The sequence below is a fragment of the Pantoea sp. JGM49 genome (genome assembly GCF_018257655.1).
Classification (GTDB): Bacteria; Pseudomonadota; Gammaproteobacteria; order Enterobacterales; family Enterobacteriaceae; genus Pantoea; species Pantoea communis.
This window is the reverse complement of the sequence record NZ_JAERJM010000002.1, coordinates 378838-397436: the sequence shown is the minus strand read 5'-3', so window position 1 is coordinate 397436 and position 18599 is coordinate 378838. Positions and strand designations below refer to the sequence as shown.

The window sequence follows — 18599 nt, the reverse complement described above, 5'->3', positions numbered from 1 at the left end:
TTCGCGACTGAGCTTTCGCTTAGCTGCGCTTTTTCTCCACGCGATGCGCGGGTTCTTTCGCCAGCAAGGATACCAGCGCCGGACCCACCAACATCACCACGCCCAGGCAACCGATCAACAGGTTGTTGTGGATGAAGCGCGAGATCAGGAACAGCGTCAGCATCGCTGCGCCGAAGTAGTACGTTGTCGTGACTTCTTCCAGCGCGTCACCCATGCGACGTAAACGGGCACTACGCTGCAGAGCCAGCATGGCGATAAACACCACCGCATAAGCTGCTACCAGGGTACTGCTCACTTCAACCAGCGCCTTGTGCTTCCAGCCCCAAACCAGCGCGGCGATCACCAACAGGTGCATCGCAATATGCAAACAGGTTTGACCGGTAACGATCTGAACACGATTAGACCATTTCATTCTCTTCTCCTGGCAGACCCAACAGGTCGCCCAAGTGTATCTGGCTGCGGCCAGACGGATTTCCTCAATGTAAAGCAAATTTCGGATAACGCCCTAATTTTCTGCGTCCATCACCATCCATTTGTGACAAAGACTACACTTTGTGCTGTTGATGATGAAAAGGAGCGCGTCGAAGTATGCCACAAAACACGCAAGGATTTTCATTTAAAGTCCTGACGATCAATACCCACAAGGGGTTCACCAGCTTTAACCGTCGCTTTATCCTGCCGGAATTGCGTGACGCAGTCCGCGCCACCTCGGCGGATATTGTCTTCCTGCAAGAGGTGATGGGCACCCACGCTATCCATTCGCTGCACATTGAGAACTGGCCGGAAAACTCTCATTACGAGTATCTGGCCGATACCATGTGGCATGATTTTGCCTATGGCCGTAACGCAGTTTATCCCGAGGGACATCACGGGAACGCGATATTGTCACGTTTCCCCATTATTGAATATGAAAATCTCGATATTTCTGTGGCGGGAAGCGAAAAGCGCGGCATGTTGCACTGCCAGATTCGCCTGCCGGATCGCCCCGATCCGCTGCATGTCATCTGTGTGCATTTAGGGCTTAAAGCACAGCATCGCCAGGCGCAGATGAAGATGATGAGCGATCGCATCAATGCCCTGCCGCATGATGCGCCGCTGGTGGTGGCCGGAGATTTCAACGACTGGCAAGTGCACGCCAATCGCTTCCTGAAGCGCAGCGCGGGATTGCAGGAAGTGTTTAGCATGAAAAACGGCCGCCCGGCACGTACCTTCCCGGCACGTTTTCCGCTACTGCGACTGGATCGTATTTATATCCGCAACGCCACCGTGAGCCAGCCCTGGGCGCTGCCGGTCAAACCCTGGTCACACCTTTCCGATCACGCCCCCCTGGCCGTGGAGATCTTCCTATGAATTTCAGCTGGCGTGAGGGCAATCAGTTGCGGTTGCTGGAGAACGGCGAGCAGTTCTTCCCCTGCGTTTCAGCAGCCATTCAGCGTGCCGAGCGTTCGCTGCTGCTGGAGACGTTTATTCTGTTTGAAGACGACGTCGGCAACGCGCTGCATAGCGATCTGCTTGCAGCAGCGCAGCGTGGCGTGAAAGTCGAAGTGATGGTGGATGGCTATGGTTCACACGATCTCTCCGACGCCTTTGTGAACACGCTTACGGAAGCCGGGGTGCGTTTTCTCTATTACGATCCGCGCCCGCTGGTGCTGGGCATGCGCACCAACGTGTTCCGTCGTCTGCATCGTAAAATCGTGGTGGTCGATGATGCCCTCGCCTTTGTGGGCGGCATCAACTTCTCTGCAGAGCACAATACCGATTACGGCCCGGAGGCGAAGCAGGATTATGCGGTCGAGGTGACGGGGCCGGTGGTGCTGGATATTGCTCGCTATGTACAGCAGGCCATCGGTAGCAAGCAGACCACGCGACGCTGGTGGGGAGGACGTTCACAGCGGCTGGCGGTTAATGCGATGCCCGGTGAGGCGCAGGTGTTGTTTGTTTACCGCGACAATGACGACCATCGCGACGACATTGAGCAGCACTATCTCGATATGCTGCGCAAGGCCAAACAGGACGTCATCATCGCTAATGCCTATTTCTTCCCTGGCTATCGCCTGTTACGTGAAATGCGCAGTGCCGCACAGCGTGGCGTGCGTGTACGGCTGATCGTGCAGGGTGAACCGGATATGCCGATTGTTAAAGTGGGCGCCGAGATGCTCTATAACTATCTGGTGGATGCCGGGGTTGAGGTTTATGAATATTGCCGCCGTCCACTGCACGGCAAAATTGCGGTGCAGGATCAGCACTGGGCCACCGTGGGCTCCAGCAATCTTGATCCGTTGAGCTTATCGCTCAATCTGGAAGCCAATCTCATCGTGCACGATCGCACTTTCAATCAGACGCTGCGTGACAATCTGGAAGCCTTGCTTCAGCACGATTGTGTGCGTGTGCAGGATGACAAATTGCCGCCGCGCACCTGGTGGCATCTCACTAAAAGCGTGATTGTGTTCCATTTCCTGCGTCACTTCCCGGCCATTGCCGGTTGGTTGCCCGCGCATACGCCTTTACTGGCGCAGGTTGATCCCCCCGTGCAACCGGAAATGGAAACCCAGGATCGGGTCGAAACCGGCAACGAAGGAGCGAAACACTGATGAGCAAAAAACATTCTCGCTGGCAATGGACAAAGAAAATCCTCACCTGGCTGTTCTTTATTGCGGTGATCGTACTGCTGGTGATCTACGCGCGCAAAGTGAACTGGCAGGACGTGTATCAGGTGATCGTCGGCTACAACCGCTATGTGGTGCTGGGCGCAGCGGCGCTGGTGGTGGTCAGCTATCTCACCTATGGCGTGTATGACTTAATCGGTCGCGCCTACTGTGGACACAAACTGGCGAAGCGTCAGGTGATGCTGGTGTCGTTTATCTGCTACGCCTTTAACCTGACGCTCAGCACCTGGGTCGGCGGCGTGGCGATGCGCTATCGCCTCTATTCCCGCCTCGGCCTGCCCGGTGGCACCATTACACGCATCTTTTCCATGAGCATCGCCACCAACTGGCTGGGCTATCTCCTGCTGGCGGGCGTGGTGTTTGTCGCCGGCATGGTGCCGATTCCGCCGCGCTGGTTTATTGGCGAAAACACCTTGCGCATTATAGGTGCCGTGCTGTTAGTGCTGGTGGCGATTTATTTGTGGGCCTGTGCCTTTGCGAAAAAACGTCGCTGGACGATAAAGGGGCAACATCTACAGCTGCCGTCGCTGCGGATGGCGCTGATTCAGTTTGCCGTTTCAAGTGCAAACTGGCTGGTGATGGGCACCATTATCTGGCTGCTGCTGGCGCGTCAGGTGGATTATCCGCAAGTACTGGGGGTGCTGCTGATCAGCAGTATTGCAGGGGTGATCATTCATATTCCTGCGGGCATCGGGGTGCTGGAAGCGGTATTTCTGGCGCTGCTGGCTGGCGAGCATGTTTCGCACGGCACCATCATTGCCGCCCTGCTGGCCTATCGCGTGCTGTACTTTATTTTGCCGCTGCTGCTGGCGCTGGTGTTGTATCTGATGCTGGAGAGTCGCGCTAAACATCTGCGGCAGAAGAATGAACAGAAGATGGCCAAATCAGACGCGGGATAATCGGGGAGAAATCACTCGCGCGCGGTGGGCGCCATCAATAGCGCACCCGACAAAATTCTGTGCAGATTTACATTGATGCATGTTGCCTGTCTTGAATTGCGCCCCCTAAAAGCATCCTGTTCGGATGTTGCAGGGGGCGCATTGATACCAGCCAGAAGCGGTGCTGCAGAGTTAACGACGGTTGCCGAAAATACGCAGCAGCATCAGGAACAGGTTGATGAAGTCGAGATACAGCGTCAATGCCCCCATGATTGAGTAGCGACGCAGATTCTCTTTGTCATTGACGTTGATGGTCTCGCCAATCGATTTCAGTTTCTGGGTGTCATAAGCGGTCAGACCGACAAACACCACTACGCCGATATAGGTGATCGCCCACATCAGCGCCGGGCTTTTCAGCCAGAAGTTCACCAGGGACGCCAGCACAATACCAATCAGCGCCATAAACAGCAGGCTGCCAAAGCGGCTGAGATCGCGCTTGGTGGTGTAACCGTAGAAGCTCATGGCACCGAACATGCCCGCCGTCACGAAGAAGGTGCTGGCGATAGAGGAATAGGTGTAGACGAGGAAAATACTCGCCAGCGTCAGGCCCGTTAGCGCTGAATAGAGCATAAACAGCCCGGTGGCTAAGGTACTGCTCAGACGATGCACCATGCCCGACAGCACAAAGACTACCGCCAGCTGCACAATGATCAGCCCGAAGAAGGTGATGCGATTTGCAAACACCAGCTCCATCACCGCCGGCGTGCGCGCTGCAAACCAGGAGACAAACGCGGTCAGCAGCAAGCCGCAGGTCATCCAGCCATAGACCTGCGCCATATATGTCTGCAGCCCGGTTGACGCCTGCTGCACGATTGAATCATTACGTGGATATCGGTCCATGATGCACCTCTTTAAGTTAGACAAACGCTCTAAGTGTGGAGTCTACACCGCATTGCGTCAACGGCGCGTCAAGCACTGCTGATATCGGCCATTTACGCGCTGGGCAAACCAGGCGGTGGTCAGATTGCGGGTGATTTTCGGGCTCTCCAGTTTAATGCCCGGCAGCATCTCGCGCGGCAGGCGTTTACCGGCCATTTTATCAGCCAGAATAAACGTCTGCTTCCAGAGCGTGCTGCTGCTGAAGCTTTCCGTATCGCCCTTCTCCAGGTCGCGACGGATTTCCCGATTGCTCATATCCAGTTGCTTGCTCAGCGTGCGCACCGCTAATTCGGTGGAACCCGCTTGCTCGCTGCCGTACATAATTAAGTCACCATCCAGCGCCAGTTTAATGCCGCTGGCGCGCGCTACGGCTGCCTGAAAAGCGGCGTTGCGGCTGGCGTACCAACCGGCATTGAAATCGGCAAAACGGTACAGCATCTGGCTGTAATCCGCCGGATAGCCGAGCAGATGCATTGTGCCAAAGTAGATGCCGCCGCGACGCGTGAAGACTTCACGGCGAATCGAGCCATCAATCGAATACGGATAACCTTTGGCATGCGCTTCGGCAAATTCAATGCTGACCTGCATCGGGCCGCCGGTGTGAATCGGATTGAGATTGCCAAACAGCTTCTGCCCCATCGGCACCATATCGATGAAATCATCGAAAATTGCGCTCAGCTCTTTCTCACTGCGCACTTTATCCAGTCGCGCGGCGTAGCTTTGGCCGGTGGGCGATTTAATCAGTAAGGCGGTGCGCACCAGGAACGCCGGAACGTGGACTTTGGCGGCGCGGCGATCAATTTCGCCCCAGGCGATTTTCGGTAAACCGGGCACAGGCGCATCGGCATTGAAATTCGATTCCTGATCGGTGACCGCGATCACCGCACAGACGTTACTGGCGCTGGGATCGATCTGCTGGACGCGAAACGCGGTGTAGATGTCGTCTGCCCAGGCGCTTTTTTGGCTGACATCGCTCGGCAGTAACTTTTGAATCTGAGATTTGACGTCGGCAGGTTGCCGCGCGGGGGCCTGCGGTTCTTTTTGGTACTACATCCGGCCAGTACCAGCGCGGTGAGCAGCGCCGCGCCTTTGAGCATTTTAGTGGTATTCATCTTGTTCCCTGACAGGCCAGCAAAACCCGTACCTTAACGTTTTCAACTCGCTACGGCTATCAGAGCAGGTCGGTTTTACGCGCTACTTCCAGCGTTCGGCGGCTTGATGGTCGCTGTCGCGCGCATCGACCCAACGATCGCCCTGTTCGGTGGCTTCACGCTTCCAGAACGGCGCACGGGTTTTCAGGTAATCCATGATGAACTCGGTAGCAGCAAATGCGCTACTGCGATGGGCGCTGCTGACGCCAACAAACACAATTTCATCACCAGGGAACAGTTCGCCCACGCGATGGATCACCGTCACCTGCTGCAACGCCCAGCGCTGACGCGCCTCTTCGACTATTTCCGCCAGCGCTTTTTCCGTCATACCCGGATAGTGTTCCAGGGTTAAAGCGGCCACGCTGTCACCGAGATTGTGATTGCGCACTTTGCCGGTAAAGGTGGCCACCGCGCCATCACTGTCATGCGCGGCGAGTTGGCGATACTCCTCGCCGACATCAAAAGGCTCAACGCCAACGCGAATACGAGTGGCCATGCTCATCCTCCGGTGACCGGCGGGAAGAACGCCACTTCATCACCCGCACGCAGCGGATGGCTCATCGGCACCAGCGTCTGATTGACCGCTGCCAGCAATTTGCCGGACTCCAGCGCCAGCGCCCAGCGATCGTTCCTCTCCGCCAGCGCTGCACGCAAGGTTGCTACATCCTGATATTCCGGTTTCAGCTCTAACGCGCTGATGCCGGTCAATTCACGCACCTGGGCAAAAAACAGCACCTTAATCATGTGCCACCGCCTGAAAATCGCCGGATTTGCCGCCGCTTTTGCTGAGCAAACGCAACTGATCGATCACGATATCTTTCTGCACCGCTTTGCACATGTCGTAAATGGTCAGCGCGGCCACCGATGCGGCGGTCAGCGCTTCCATTTCCACGCCGGTTTTTCCGGTCAGACGGCAACGAGAGGTGACGCGCACGCGGTTGTGCTCAGGCTCGGCCACCAGCGTCACTTCCACCTTGCTCAACATCAGCGGATGGCACAGCGGGATCAACTCCCAGGTGCGTTTCGCGGCCTGGATACCGGCGATGCGTGCCGTGGCGAACACATCGCCTTTATGATGGCTGCCGTCGATGATCATCTGCAGCGTTTCCGCGCTCATCAGCACCAGTGCTTCAGCCTGGGCTTCACGCACCGTTTCAGTTTTGCCGGAGACATCCACCATATGGGCTTCACCAGCGGCATTGATATGAGTTAATGATGACATGCTTACAACTTCTTCAAATGAGAGACAAAATTACAGGGACGCGTGCGCGCATCCAACTGTTCTTCAATAATGCGTTCCCAACCGCTACGGCAGGCATTGGTTGATCCCGGCACGGCGAAAATCAGCGTCTGGTTCGCCAGCCCGGCCACCGCGCGTGATTGCAGCGTGGAACTGCCAATCTCTTCGTATGAGATCATCCGGAACAGTTCGCCAAAGCCGTCAATTTCACGGTCGAACAGCGGCAGCAGCGCTTCCGGCGTACTGTTTTTGCTGTTAAATCCGGTGCCGCCATTGACGATCACCACCTGCACATCATCACTGGCAATCCAGCGCGACACGGTGGCGCGAATACGGTAACGGTTGTCAGGCACAATCGCGCGATCCACCACCTGATGCCCGGCTTCTGTCAGTGCCTCACGCAAGTAGTCGCCCGAGCTATCATTGCTGGCATCACGGCTGTCCGAGACGGTCATCACCGCCACATTCAAGGCGACAAACTCGCCGGTAGGTTTACCCATGGCTGTAACTCCTGTGTTTAGCCGCCAATGAATGAGAGGTTTTGTGTGATGCCGGTGTTGCCCTGATGCAGGAAATGCGTCTGCTTTTTCTGCCCGAGACTGTGGGCGATGCGGGCCTGTAGCTCGCCCTGCTGATCGTCGGATGCCAGTAAATCGCGCAGCGAAACGCCGCCGTCGCCGAACAGGCACAGATGAAGATTGCCCATGGCTGACACGCGCAGACGGTTGCAACTGGCGCAGAAATCTTTTTCGTAGGGCATGATCAAACCGACTTCGCCCTGATAGTCAGGATGGCGGAACACCTGCGCCGGACCGTCACTGCGTCCACGCGGCTGAAGCTGCCAACCCTGCATGATCAGCTGATCGCGAATCACCTCACCCGAGATGTGATGACGACGGAACAGATCACCGCCCTCGCCGGTTTCCATCAGTTCGATAAAGCGCAGCTGAATTGGACGGATGCGGATCCAGTCGAGGAAGGTCGCCAGGCTGTAGCTGTTGAGATCGCGCATCAGCACGCTGTTGACTTTGACCTTCTCGAACCCGGCGTCAAACGCGGCATCAATTCCGGCCATCACTTCCGCGAATTTGTCCTGGCCGGTGATGGCGTGAAACTGGCGCGCATCAAGGCTATCGACACTAACGTTAATGTGAGTGAGCCCGGCATCACGCCACGCGCGCACGTCTCGCGCCATTCGGTAACCGTTGGTGGTCATGGCGATCTGGCGAATGGCGGCGTTTTCACGCACTGCTGCGATGATATCGGTGAAGTCGCGGCGCATAGAGGGTTCGCCGCCGGTGAGACGCACTTTTTCCGTGCCCGCGGCCGCAAAGGCACGCGTCACGCGGCGAATCTCGTCCAGCGAGAGGAAACTTTTGTTGTGATTACCGTTCGGTTTATAACCATCGGGTAAACAGTAGGTACAACGGAAGTTGCAGACATCCGTGACCGACAGGCGCAGATAGTAGAAGCTGCGCGCATAGGCATCTGTAAATTGTGGCACCTGAACACCTTTCCAAATACGGGAGATGCAGTCATTTCTTTCTGCACCCTGGCAGCGATGCTGCGGCCAGGCATCCATATCGTTATGACTTAGGCATGCAAGGCTTGGGAGTCTGTTGTCATTATGGACAACACGGTTAATTCGAATGGTAGCGCGATTTCTCTCTCGCATCCATCAGTGAATTTCGCTATATATATTGATACATAACGTTTTTTTCACCGCATTTTCGCCGCAGGATACGGTAAAATGCGCGACAGATATTGATACACATCACTTCAACTGCATGACAACCTGCAGTTGTCCGTTAAAAGGAACAGCATGAATCGTACCCTGGCAGATTTGGATCGCGTGGTAGCACTGGGCGGTGGGCACGGCCTGGGTCGTGTGATGTCGGCGCTGGCACCGCTGGGCTCACGCCTGACCGGCATCGTGACCACCACCGATAACGGCGGATCCACCGGACGCATTCGTCGTTCGGAAGGCGGTATTGCCTGGGGAGATATGCGTAATTGCCTGAACCAGTTGATCATGGAACCGAGCGTAGCCTCGGCAATGTTTGAATACCGTTTTGCCGGTAACGGCGAACTGGCCGGTCACAACCTCGGTAATCTGATGCTCAAAGCGCTCGATCACCTTAGCGTGCGGCCGCTGGAAGCCATCAACATCATTCGCAATCTGCTCAAAGTCGATGCCTTCTTGATTCCGATGTCGGAGCAACCGGTAGACCTGGTGGCGCAGGATTGCGAAGGCAATATGGTGTATGGCGAAACGGCAATTGATGAAATGAAGCTACCGCCGCAAGAGTTGATGCTGCATCCCAATGTCACTCCCACTAAAGAAGCACTGGATGCGATTGCGGAAGCGGATTTGATCCTGATTGGCCCAGGCAGTTTTTACACCAGCCTGATGCCAATTCTGCTGATGGAGGAGATGGCACGCGCGCTGCGCCGTACGCCCGCCACCATGGTGTTTATTGGCAATCTTGGACGTGAGTTAAGCCCGGCCGCCAGCCTGACGGTGGCGGATAAACTGGCGATGATGGAAAAAGCCATCGGCAGGCGAGTGATAGATGCCGTGGTGGTCAGCCCGTCAGCGGACGTCAGCGGCGTGGAAGATCGCCTGATTGTACGCGAACCGCTGGAGGCCGCCGATATCAAGTATCGTCACGATCGCCAGCTGCTGCGAATTGCGCTAGAACACGCGATTCAGGCAGTTTAACCTCGCGCGGGCAGTACGCATAAATGCGCACCCTACGAGGGCGAATTTTAAGGATCTTACGTAGGGTCGCAATTCAGGTACGACCTGGCACATGGGTAGCAGATCAGACCGGGCACATAGTTAACACGTATGTGCTCAGTCGATCCGAATGATACGTCTTTCTGCACCGTCAGGAGGCGGCGATAAACAACTCGCGCAGCTGGTGCAACTGGTCGCGCACACTGGCGGCCTCTTCGAACTCCAGATTCTGCGCGTGCTGCTGCATCTGCACTTCCAGCTCGTGAATTTTCTTCTGCATGGCTTGTGGCGTCAGCGCCAGATAATTGGCCTCTTCTTCTGCCGCCACACGTGAGGCGGTTTTGCCCTTACCGCGCGTTTTCACCACGTTTTTGCCCAGCTCAAGAATATCGGTGATTTTCTTGTTGAGGCCCTGCGGCACAATGCCATTCTCTTCGTTGTAACGCTGCTGCTTCTCTCGACGACGTTCGGTTTCGCCCATCGCGCGTTCCATCGAAGGGGTGATCTTATCAGCGTACAGAATCGCCTTACCGTTGATGTTACGCGCCGCACGGCCAATAGTCTGAATCAGTGAGCGTTCGGAACGCAGGAAGCCCTCTTTATCCGCATCGAGGATCGCCACCAGCGACACTTCCGGCATGTCGAGACCTTCGCGCAGTAAGTTGATGCCCACCAGCACATCGAACTCACCGAGACGCAAATCACGAATGATCTCCATACGTTCAACCGTATCGATATCGGAGTGCAGATAGCGCACCTTCTCGCCGTGCTCCACCAGATATTCGGTAAGATCTTCCGCCATGCGTTTGGTCAGCGTAGTGACCAGCACACGTTCATTGATCGCCACGCGTTTGCGAATTTCTGATAGTAAGTCATCCACCTGAGTGGCGACCGGACGCACTTCCAGAATCGGATCCAGTAGCCCGGTGGGACGTACCACCTGATCAATCACTTCGTCACCGGATTTTTCCAGCTCATAGTTACCTGGCGTGGCCGAAACATAGATGGTTTGCGGTGCCAGCGCTTCAAACTCTTCAAAACGCATCGGACGGTTATCCAGCGCCGAAGGCAAGCGGAAGCCATATTCTACCAGCGTCTCTTTACGTGCGCGGTCGCCGCGATACATGCCGCCAATCTGGGGGATGGTAACGTGCGATTCGTCCACCACCAGCAATCCATCGGCGGGCAGGTAGTCAAATAAGGTCGGCGGTGGCTCGCCCGGACCGCGACCCGAGAGATAGCGCGAGTAGTTTTCAATGCCAGAGCAGTAGCCGAGTTCGTTCATCATTTCGAGATCGAACTGGGTACGCTGGCTGATGCGCTGCTCTTCCAGCAGTTTATTGTTCTCCAGCAGCACCTTGCGACGATCCACCAGCTCGACTTTGATCTCTTCCATCGCCTGCAGAATACGTTCGCGTGGCGTCACGTAGTGCGTTTTCGGATAGATAGTGAAACGCGGGATCACGGACTCAATCTGCCCGGTCAATGGATCGAACAGCGACAGACGCTCAACTTCTTCGTCAAACAGTTCGACACGCAAGCCGATGTCGTCGGATTCAGCCGGAAAGATGTCGATCACTTCGCCACGCACGCGGAAGGTGCCACGCTGGAACACCTGATCGTTGCGGGTATACTGCAGTTCCGCCAGACGGCGCAGAATGCTGCGCTGGTCGATAATCATGCCGCGCGTAAGGTGCAGCATCATTTTCAGATAGAGATCGGGATCGCCCAGGCCGTAAATCGCCGAGACCGAGGCCACCACAATCACATCACGGCGCTCCAGCATCGCTTTGGTGGCTGAGAGACGCATCTGTTCAATGTGCTCGTTCACCGCCGCATCCTTCTCAATGAAGGTGTCAGAACTCGGCACATAGGCTTCAGGCTGGTAGTAATCGTAATAAGAGACAAAAAACTCCACGGCGTTATCCGGGAAGAACTCTTTCATTTCACCGTATAACTGCGCCGCCAGCGTTTTGTTTGGTGCCATCACCATCGTCGGGCGATTGAGATCGGCAATCACGTTGGCGATGGTAAAGGTTTTACCCGATCCGGTTACCCCCAGTAGGGTTTGATGTGCGAGACCATCCTCCAGCCCCTCTTCAAGACGACGAATGGCCTCGGGCTGGTCGCCTGAAGGTTTGAAATCAGAGTTGAGTTTGAAGGCTTTACTCATGGTTTTGCGGTTCCTGCAGAAGATGTCAGCGAGCAGGCTGATAATTCTACTCTGCTATGACGAATTTGCCAGAAAAAAATACTGGATATATTTACAGATATCTTGCACGATAACGGGGAAAGCAGCTGTCTCGCTTCAGTGCAATTTAAGCGGCAAAAGGCAAAAGCTTGTTGCGCAAGGTTATCCCCAGAGCCGTGACGCTTTTAACATTTGTCAAGAGAGCGTCATTAAATTGCAGTCCGATGACAAGGCAGAAAAATCTCAGGCTTGCTTTTAATTAACCTGCTGATTTTATTGGTAATGAGTTCAAAGTCCAGTTTCGCAGCATAATGTATGCAGGCCGCGTATTTCCTCGCTTTCACGCGGTTTTCAGTCGCTAATGCACAAGGTTATCCACAGGAATAGTGGATAACTGAATCCAGCCCCGAGCCCATCAGCTGTGTATAATTTTCCCCGCTCTTATCCTGGCGTGCGAAATATTTTTTTTTTCGTTTTTTTTCCGCCTGCCTTAAACCGCTTTAACTATCCTTTTGGCAAGTCAAGCACCATTGTTCTCGTAAATACCGTGCCTTAAGACCACTTATTTCTTCAGTGATTGCCTTATCAATGAACAGATGCACCAGAAACGTTAAGCATTCAGCACCGTCAAAGTGCAGTCAGGTTATTACTCAGCGGGATTATTAAGTATTTCTCACCTTTTAAGCCCGCTTTCGCTGGATTCTGACACAGAATATCCCGTTCCATTAACCTGGCCTGGTAATTGCAGTAGTTTAACGATGGAGTGACGAGTCCATACGGCTTGCCTTGCAGGCCATCAACAGCAGTGTCCACCTTAATCGTGCACGACTGTATGCCAGACGACACAGAGCGGAAGCATTCAGGCAAATAATCTGGAAGGAGTATGTCAGATGCTGAGTTTACGTTCGGTGAATCAGTTTTACGGTCACAACCATATCCTGTGGGATGTGGATCTCGATCTGCCGCCCGGCACCTGTACGGGTGTGCTGGGCAGTCCAGGCATGGGCAAAACCACGCTGGTGAACTGCATTATGGGTCGCTTGCCCATTAACAGTGGCTCAATGATCTGGCAGGAAGATGGCTCGCCACCCGAGAATTTGTTGCTGCAGCCCGCCGAACAGCGTGCGCGCATGGGAATTGGCTATGTGCCGCAAGGTCGCCATATCTTTTCGCAGATGAGCGTGGAAGATAATTTAATGATCGCGCTGATGGCCGCTCAGGACGATCGCAGCCGTGCCATTCCTGAAATGGTGTTTGACCTGTTCCCGGCACTCTATTCCTTGCGTCATCAGCGCAGTGGCGAATTGCCGATGGATCAACAGCAGCAGCTGGCACTGGCGCGAGCATTGGTGCTGCAACCTAAACTGCTGATTCTGGATGAGCCGACCGAAGGAATGTCGCCGTGGCTGGAAGAGGAGATGGGCAACCTGATACGCCGTCTTAATCGCGATTACGGCCTGACCATTTTACTGCTGGAGCAGCATGTCTCCTTCATCCGCCGCGTGGCAGACTATTTCCTGCTGCTTCACCGTGGTCGCAATGTGGCGCAGGGTAAAGTCGCTTTGCTGGATGATGTGACGGTGAATAAGTGGCTGACAGCGACATGATGATGTGGTCGCCATCGATGAACTGCAGCCAAAATGTTGCATCACATTCTGACATTGAAGGTGCTGGTCTATGGCGGCCCTACGGACGAAATGATGTCAGGTGCGCACTGTTGCGTACCTGACATCGAATCGCCATCCATAACGATCCTACGGGCGATATGAAGTAGAGTGCGCATGAATGCGCATCTGAAACAGGCTCATGACTGCGGCAACGTTAAATACTGACCGCACTCGGCCTGTTGTGCTTCGCTGTCCAGATAGGGAATTTCACCGAGGAACGGTGCATCAATACGTTGACGCAGCGTGGCCATGTACTCGGCATGTCGTTTACCTGGCGGCTGAATATCATTGGCAATCCAACCGGCTAACCGCAACCCTCGCGCCTTCACCGCTTCCGCTGTCAGCATCGCGTGGTTAATACAACCTAGCTTCACCCCCACCACCAGAATCACCGGCAGTTGTTCCGCTTCGACCCAGTCAGCATAGGTCTGCGTCTCGGATAATGGCGTAAACCAGCCGCCCGCACCTTCAACCAATACCCATTCGGCCTGCTGCTCCAGCGCACGCAATCCGGCTGACAGCGCAGAAAACGCAATCGGCCTGCCCTCTTCCGCGCTGACAATATGCGGTGACGTCGGCTCGACAAATGCCAGTGGATTCACCTGCTCATAGCTGAGCGCCAGGCTGCTGTAGCGCTGCAACGCCAGCGCATCACTGTTACGCACGCCCTCTGGGGTGATCTCGCAGCCCGAGGCCACGGGCTTGTATCCTGCGGTGCGTAAACCTGCTGCGCTTGCCGCCTGCAACAGTGCGCCACTGGCGACCGTTTTGCCCACTTCGGTATCCGTTCCGGTAATAAACCAGCGTGTCATTTGCTCAAAACTCCGTACATCAAGTGATAACTAAGACGATAACCCTGCGTATCCTGCGGCCAGTGCTGCTCCAGTTGCGTGAGCTGCGAGCGTGTGAGCGGCTGTGCGCCACGGCCGTCGTGCAGATGCGTAGCACCAATGCCTTTCAAAGAACGCATGGCACTCAGCGCGCTGGGGAAATGCAACGTGATAGTCTGCGGCTGGCACTGCGCCGGTAAGCCTGTGAGAGCGGCAGAGAACTGCGCTGCGCTGAGAAAACGATTGGCGTGCTGACGGCCATCTAACCGAGCCCAGGCTTCATGCACTTCATGCAGGGAGCCATCGAGCAAGGTTGAGAACAGCACGCTGCCACCCGGCCGTGTGACGCGCAAAAACTGCTGCAACGCCAGGCGCAGATCGCTGCTCCACTGCACCGCCAGATTGCTCCACACGCCATCGACGCACGCATCCGGCAGCGGCAGGTTATCGATATCGCCTTGCAGATAGTGCTGCGCCGAGCGCTGCTCACGCGCGGCGTCCAGCATCGCACTGGAGAGATCCAGCGCCGTCAGTTCGCGCCCACGATCGCGCCAGTAGCGGCTGTACCAACCGGTGCCACAGCCCGCATCCAGCAGATGCGGCCCGAAGCCCGCGGGTGCCAGCGCCAGTAGCGCATCGCCGCTCTGCCGTTGCAGCTCGGCATGCTGCTCGTAATGCTGTGCGGCACGGCCAAACGCTTTGGCGACCGCCTGCTTGTTAACCTGCAGCGTCATACAGCGCCTCCAGCAGACGATCAATATCGTCGTTATGATGGGCAGCAGTGAGCGTAATGCGCAGCCGCGCCGTGCCCGGCGGCACCGTTGGCGGCCGAATGGCGCTAACCCAGCATCCCGCTTGTGCCAGTCGTTGTGACAACGCCAGCGCCGCGCTGTTTTCCCCGACGATCAACGGCTGAATAGCACTGGCTGATGGCATCAGTTGCCAGGGCAAATCAGCGGCACCCGCCCGGAATCGCGCAATATGACTATTCAGCCGCTCACGCAGTTCATCGCCCTGCTGGATCTGGTGCAGCGCCGCCAGCAGCGCACAACACTGTGCCGGTGGCATCGCGGTGGAGTAGATCAGATGGCGTGAAAACTGCTCGACGTAATCCGCTGTGGCATCGTCACTCAGCAGCGCTGCACCGCTGACGCCAAAGCCCTTGCCAAACGTGACAATCAGCAATTCCGGCTTCACACCCTGCTGCCAGCAACTGCCGCGCCCCTGCTCACCGTGCACGCCAATGCCGTGCGCATCATCCACCAGCAGCCAGCCGTTGGCACGGCGCGTCTCTTCAGCAAGGGAAGCGAGCGGTGCGCTGTCGCCATCCATGCTGAATACGCCTTCGGTCACCACCAGCGTACCGCCTTCCGACGGGCTAGCCAGCAGTTTTGCCAGACTCTCCGGCTGGTTGTGCGCAAAGCGGCGTAGTGTGGCCGGGCTGTGGCTGGCAGCATCCAGTAATGAAGCATGCGCCAGCTTATCAGCAAGAATGCGATCCTGCTTTTCAGCCAGCAGGTGGATCACCGCCTGGTTAGCGGCAAAGCCAGAGATAAACAGCAGCGCACGCTTGTAACCCAGCCAGTTAGACAGTTGCTCTTCTAACTGCGCATGATGACGGCTATAGCCCGTCACATGACCCGACGCGCCCGCTCCCGCACCCGCTTCTGCTGCGCCCTGTTGCCAGGCCGCAATCACCGCTGGATGCTGGCTCAGCCCGAGATAATCATTGCTGGAGAAGTGACGGTATGAACGCCCCTCCAGCGTTATCTCACGCACGCTGTTGTGTTCAACCCGGCGTCGCAGACGCCAGCCATCGGCATCACGTCGCGCCGCCAGCGCCTGTTCGATGCGAGATGACCAGCCCATCACACCGCCGCGTTGTAGAACTGCTCGGTATCAGCGTGCACCAGCTGCTCACTGAGTTGATACTGCTGTTCGTTATCACCGGCGGTAGTGGCGGTATGTTCTGGATTCAGGCCCAGCTTGCGGAACAGGATCAGATCTTTGTCCTCTTCCGGGTTTGGCGTGGTCAGCAGCTTGCAGCCGTAGAAAATCGAGTTAGCACCGGCCATAAAGCACATCGCCTGCGTCTGTTCGCTCATCTGTTCACGACCTGCGGACAGGCGGACGTGCGACGATGGCATCATGATGCGCGCCACGGCGATGGTGCGGATAAAGTCGAACGGCTCAACGTCATCGTTATCGGCCAGAGGCGTGCCTTTGACTTTCACCAGCATGTTGATTGGCACGCTTTCTGGCGGTGTCGGCAGGTTCGCCAGCTGCACCAGCAAGCCAGCACGATCTTTCACGGTTTCACCCAGGCCGACGATGCCGCCAGAGCAGACTTTGATACCTGCGCCGCGCACTTTATCCAGCGTATCCAGACGTTCCTGATAGCTGCGCGTGGTGATGATGCTGCCGTAGAATTCCGGCGAGGTATCGAGGTTGTGGTTGTAGAAATCCAGCCCGGCGCTGGCCAAACGCTCCGCCTGGGTGTTATCCAGCGTGCCCAGCGTCATGCAGGTTTCCATGCCCATGGCTTTAACGCCCTGCACCATCTGCTCCAGATACGGCATGTCGCGTTCGTGCGGGTTTTTCCACGCAGCGCCCATGCAGAAGCGGCTCGATCCTGCCGCTTTGGCTTTACGCGCCGACTCCAGCACCGCTTCCACTTCCATCAGCCGCTCGGACTCCAGCCCGGTTTTGTAGCGCGCACTCTGCGGGCAGTATTTACAATCTTCCGGGCAGGCACCGGTTTTGATCGACAGCAGCGTACTGACCTGCACCTGACGCGGGTCAAAATGCTGACGGTGAACTTGCTGCGCTTCGAACATCAGCTCAAGGAAAGGTTTATCGAACAGAGCCTGGGCTTGTGTCAGTGTCCAGCGGTTTGCCATTGCTTACTCCAAAAAAAAGGGGTTCATCCCGACGATTAACGTGGTTATACTTGTAAACTAAATCTTTTCAAAATGGTTTACAAGATTGATGTTCTCCCAAGACGACCTCAACTTTGACCGCCAGCATATCTGGCATCCTTATACGTCAATGCGCGATCCCCTGCCCTGTTATCCGGTGGTGGCAGCGCACGGTTGCCAGCTTCAATTGGCCGATGGACGTGAACTGGTCGACGGTATGTCGTCATGGTGGGCAGCGATTCATGGCTATAACCATCCGCGCCTCAATCAGGCGATGCAGCAACAAATGGCACAGATGTCGCACGTGATGTTTGGCGGCATTACCCATCCGTCGGCAGTGGCATTGAGCCGTCAACTGGTCGAGATGACCCCTGAAGCGCTGGAGTGCGTGTTCCTCGCCGATTCGGGGTCGATTGCCGTTGAAGTATCGATGAAAATGTCGTTGCAGTACTGGCTGGGGCGCGGTGAAACGCGACAGAAATTCCTGACGTTAAAACGTGGCTATCACGGCGATACTTTTGCCGCGATGTCGGTGTGCGATCCGGAAAATTCGATGCACAGTCTGTGGCGCGGCTATCTGCCCGAGCATCTGTTTGCCGCTGCGCCGCAGTGCGGTTTTGATGACGAGTGGAACGATGCGGACTTCGCTGATTTCGCCCGGTTAGCCGAGACGCACCATCGCGACATTGCCGCGGTGATCCTTGAACCGATTGTGCAAGGCGCAGGCGGTATGCGTTTCTATCACCCGCGCTACCTGCAACAGGTGCGTGAGCTGTGCGACCGCTACGGTATCCTGCTGATTGCCGATGAAATCGCCACCGGCTTTGGCCGCAGCGGCAAGCTGTTTGCCTGTGAACACGCCGGGATTACGCCAGATATTCTCTGCCTCGGTAAAGCGCTGACCGGCGGCACCATGACGCTCTCCGCCACGTTGACCACGCGCGAAGTGGCCGACACCATTAGCCGCAGTGCGGCAGGTTGCTTTATGCATGGCCCGACCTTTATGGGCAATCCGCTGGCTTCTGCGGTGGCCGTTGAAAGCCTGACGATGATCAACGAGGGACTTTGGCCTGCGCAGGTGGCGGCGATTGAACAGCAACTGCGTCGTGAGCTGCTGCCGTTGCGTGAACATCATGCGGTGGCCGATGCGCGTGTGCTGGGCGCGATTGGTGTGATTGAAACGCGTTCACCGGTCAATATGGCGGCGCTGCAGCAGTTCTTTGTCGAACGTGGCGTGTGGATCCGTCCGTTCGGCAAGCTGATCTATCTGATGCCACCTTATCTGATTTCTGCCGCAGAGTTGGCGCAGTTAACCCAGGCGGTGCGCGCGGCATTGGACGTTGAGGCACATTTCCTGGCCTAAGCGAACTGGAAGTGGC

At 56.1% G+C, this 18599-nt stretch carries 18 protein-coding genes, 1 pseudogene and 1 riboswitch; of the genes and pseudogenes, 6 read left to right on the top strand and 13 right to left on the bottom strand.

Annotated features, from left to right (window positions below; genetic code table 11):
• Positions 1–19 precede the first annotated feature (19 nt).
• Positions 20–412, bottom strand: a complete 393-nt coding sequence (locus tag JK231_RS05035; RefSeq protein WP_034821088.1) for a YbhQ family protein — start codon at positions 410–412, stop codon at positions 20–22.
• A 176-nt stretch (positions 413–588) separates the two neighbouring features.
• Between JK231_RS05035 and JK231_RS05030 the strand changes: the two genes are divergently transcribed.
• Genes JK231_RS05030 through JK231_RS05020 form a run of 3 tightly spaced genes read left to right on the top strand, consistent with a single transcriptional unit; the run spans position 589 to position 3565 of the window.
• Positions 589–1350, top strand: a complete 762-nt coding sequence (locus JK231_RS05030; RefSeq protein WP_058961602.1) for an endonuclease/exonuclease/phosphatase family protein — start codon at positions 589–591, stop codon at positions 1348–1350.
• Positions 1347–2591, top strand: coding sequence for a cardiolipin synthase ClsB (clsB, locus tag JK231_RS05025; RefSeq protein ID WP_160832569.1), 1245 nt, complete (start codon positions 1347–1349; stop codon positions 2589–2591). The genes JK231_RS05030 and clsB overlap by 4 nt, the downstream gene beginning before the upstream one ends.
• Complete coding sequence (locus JK231_RS05020; protein WP_058961604.1) at positions 2591–3565, top strand: lysylphosphatidylglycerol synthase domain-containing protein; 975 nt, start codon at positions 2591–2593, stop codon at positions 3563–3565. Before clsB ends, JK231_RS05020 begins: the two co-directional genes overlap by 1 nt.
• Positions 3566–3736: 171 nt before the next feature.
• On the opposite strand, the gene JK231_RS05015 is transcribed toward JK231_RS05020, so the two are convergent.
• From JK231_RS05015 to moaA, 7 genes and pseudogenes are all read right to left on the bottom strand, one after another.
• Positions 3737–4444, bottom strand: a complete 708-nt coding sequence (locus JK231_RS05015) for a Bax inhibitor-1/YccA family protein (protein ID WP_034821101.1) — start codon at positions 4442–4444, stop codon at positions 3737–3739.
• 57 nt (positions 4445–4501) lie between these two features.
• Positions 4502–5595 (bottom strand): annotated as a pseudogene (locus JK231_RS05010) (DUF1615 domain-containing protein).
• Positions 5596–5677: 82 nt separating this feature from the next.
• Entirely contained in the window at positions 5678–6130 is a 453-nt protein-coding gene (gene moaE, locus JK231_RS05005) for a molybdopterin synthase catalytic subunit MoaE (RefSeq protein WP_097117382.1), read from the bottom strand.
• Between the two features lie 2 nt (positions 6131–6132).
• The gene (moaD, locus tag JK231_RS05000) at positions 6133–6378 is read right to left on the bottom strand and encodes a molybdopterin synthase sulfur carrier subunit (RefSeq protein ID WP_097117384.1); all 246 of its coding nucleotides are present in this window, start codon (positions 6376–6378) and stop codon (positions 6133–6135) included.
• A complete protein-coding gene (gene moaC, locus JK231_RS04995) occupies positions 6371–6856 on the bottom strand; it encodes a cyclic pyranopterin monophosphate synthase MoaC (protein ID WP_097117386.1) in 486 nt (161 codons plus the stop codon). Before moaC ends, moaD begins: the two co-directional genes overlap by 8 nt.
• A gap of 2 nt (positions 6857–6858) precedes the next feature.
• Positions 6859–7374 (bottom strand): molybdenum cofactor biosynthesis protein B, encoded by a 516-nt coding sequence (gene moaB, locus JK231_RS04990; RefSeq protein WP_034821116.1) that lies wholly within the window; start codon positions 7372–7374, stop codon positions 6859–6861.
• A 17-nt stretch (positions 7375–7391) separates the two neighbouring features.
• Complete coding sequence (moaA, locus tag JK231_RS04985) at positions 7392–8378, bottom strand: GTP 3',8-cyclase MoaA (protein ID WP_160832570.1); 987 nt, start codon at positions 8376–8378, stop codon at positions 7392–7394.
• A riboswitch (molybdenum cofactor riboswitch) is annotated at positions 8367–8501 on the bottom strand. Its footprint overlaps the gene before it by 12 nt.
• A 195-nt stretch (positions 8502–8696) precedes the next feature.
• Here moaA and yvcK point away from each other — a divergent pair.
• Complete coding sequence (yvcK, locus tag JK231_RS04980; RefSeq protein ID WP_034821119.1) at positions 8697–9596, top strand: uridine diphosphate-N-acetylglucosamine-binding protein YvcK; 900 nt, start codon at positions 8697–8699, stop codon at positions 9594–9596.
• Between the two features lie 169 nt (positions 9597–9765).
• Here the strand turns inward: yvcK and uvrB are convergent, their stop codons facing one another.
• A complete protein-coding gene (gene uvrB, locus JK231_RS04975) occupies positions 9766–11787 on the bottom strand; it encodes an excinuclease ABC subunit UvrB (RefSeq protein WP_034821123.1) in 2022 nt (673 codons plus the stop codon).
• A 908-nt stretch (positions 11788–12695) separates the two neighbouring features.
• Here uvrB and JK231_RS04970 point away from each other — a divergent pair.
• Positions 12696–13412: an ATP-binding cassette domain-containing protein gene (locus JK231_RS04970; RefSeq protein ID WP_034821129.1), complete on the top strand. Its 717-nt coding sequence runs from the start codon at positions 12696–12698 to the stop codon at positions 13410–13412.
• Between the two features lie 197 nt (positions 13413–13609).
• Here JK231_RS04970 and bioD read toward each other — a convergent pair whose 3' ends face one another.
• Genes bioD through bioB form a run of 4 tightly spaced genes read right to left on the bottom strand, consistent with a single transcriptional unit; the run spans position 13610 to position 17202 of the window.
• Positions 13610–14284, bottom strand: coding sequence for a dethiobiotin synthase (gene bioD, locus JK231_RS04965; protein WP_058961610.1), 675 nt, complete (start codon positions 14282–14284; stop codon positions 13610–13612).
• Positions 14281–15036 (bottom strand): malonyl-ACP O-methyltransferase BioC, encoded by a 756-nt coding sequence (bioC, locus tag JK231_RS04960; RefSeq protein ID WP_211728116.1) that lies wholly within the window; start codon positions 15034–15036, stop codon positions 14281–14283. Before bioC ends, bioD begins: the two co-directional genes overlap by 4 nt.
• Positions 15020–16171 (bottom strand): 8-amino-7-oxononanoate synthase, encoded by a 1152-nt coding sequence (gene bioF, locus JK231_RS04955; RefSeq protein ID WP_211728115.1) that lies wholly within the window; start codon positions 16169–16171, stop codon positions 15020–15022. Before bioF ends, bioC begins: the two co-directional genes overlap by 17 nt.
• Positions 16171–17202, bottom strand: coding sequence for a biotin synthase BioB (gene bioB / locus JK231_RS04950; protein ID WP_034821141.1), 1032 nt, complete (start codon positions 17200–17202; stop codon positions 16171–16173). The genes bioF and bioB overlap by 1 nt, the downstream gene beginning before the upstream one ends.
• Positions 17203–17290: 88 nt before the next feature.
• Between bioB and bioA the strand changes: the two genes are divergently transcribed.
• The gene (gene bioA / locus JK231_RS04945) at positions 17291–18583 is read left to right on the top strand and encodes an adenosylmethionine--8-amino-7-oxononanoate transaminase (RefSeq protein ID WP_211728202.1); all 1293 of its coding nucleotides are present in this window, start codon (positions 17291–17293) and stop codon (positions 18581–18583) included.
• Positions 18584–18599 lie beyond the last annotated feature (16 nt).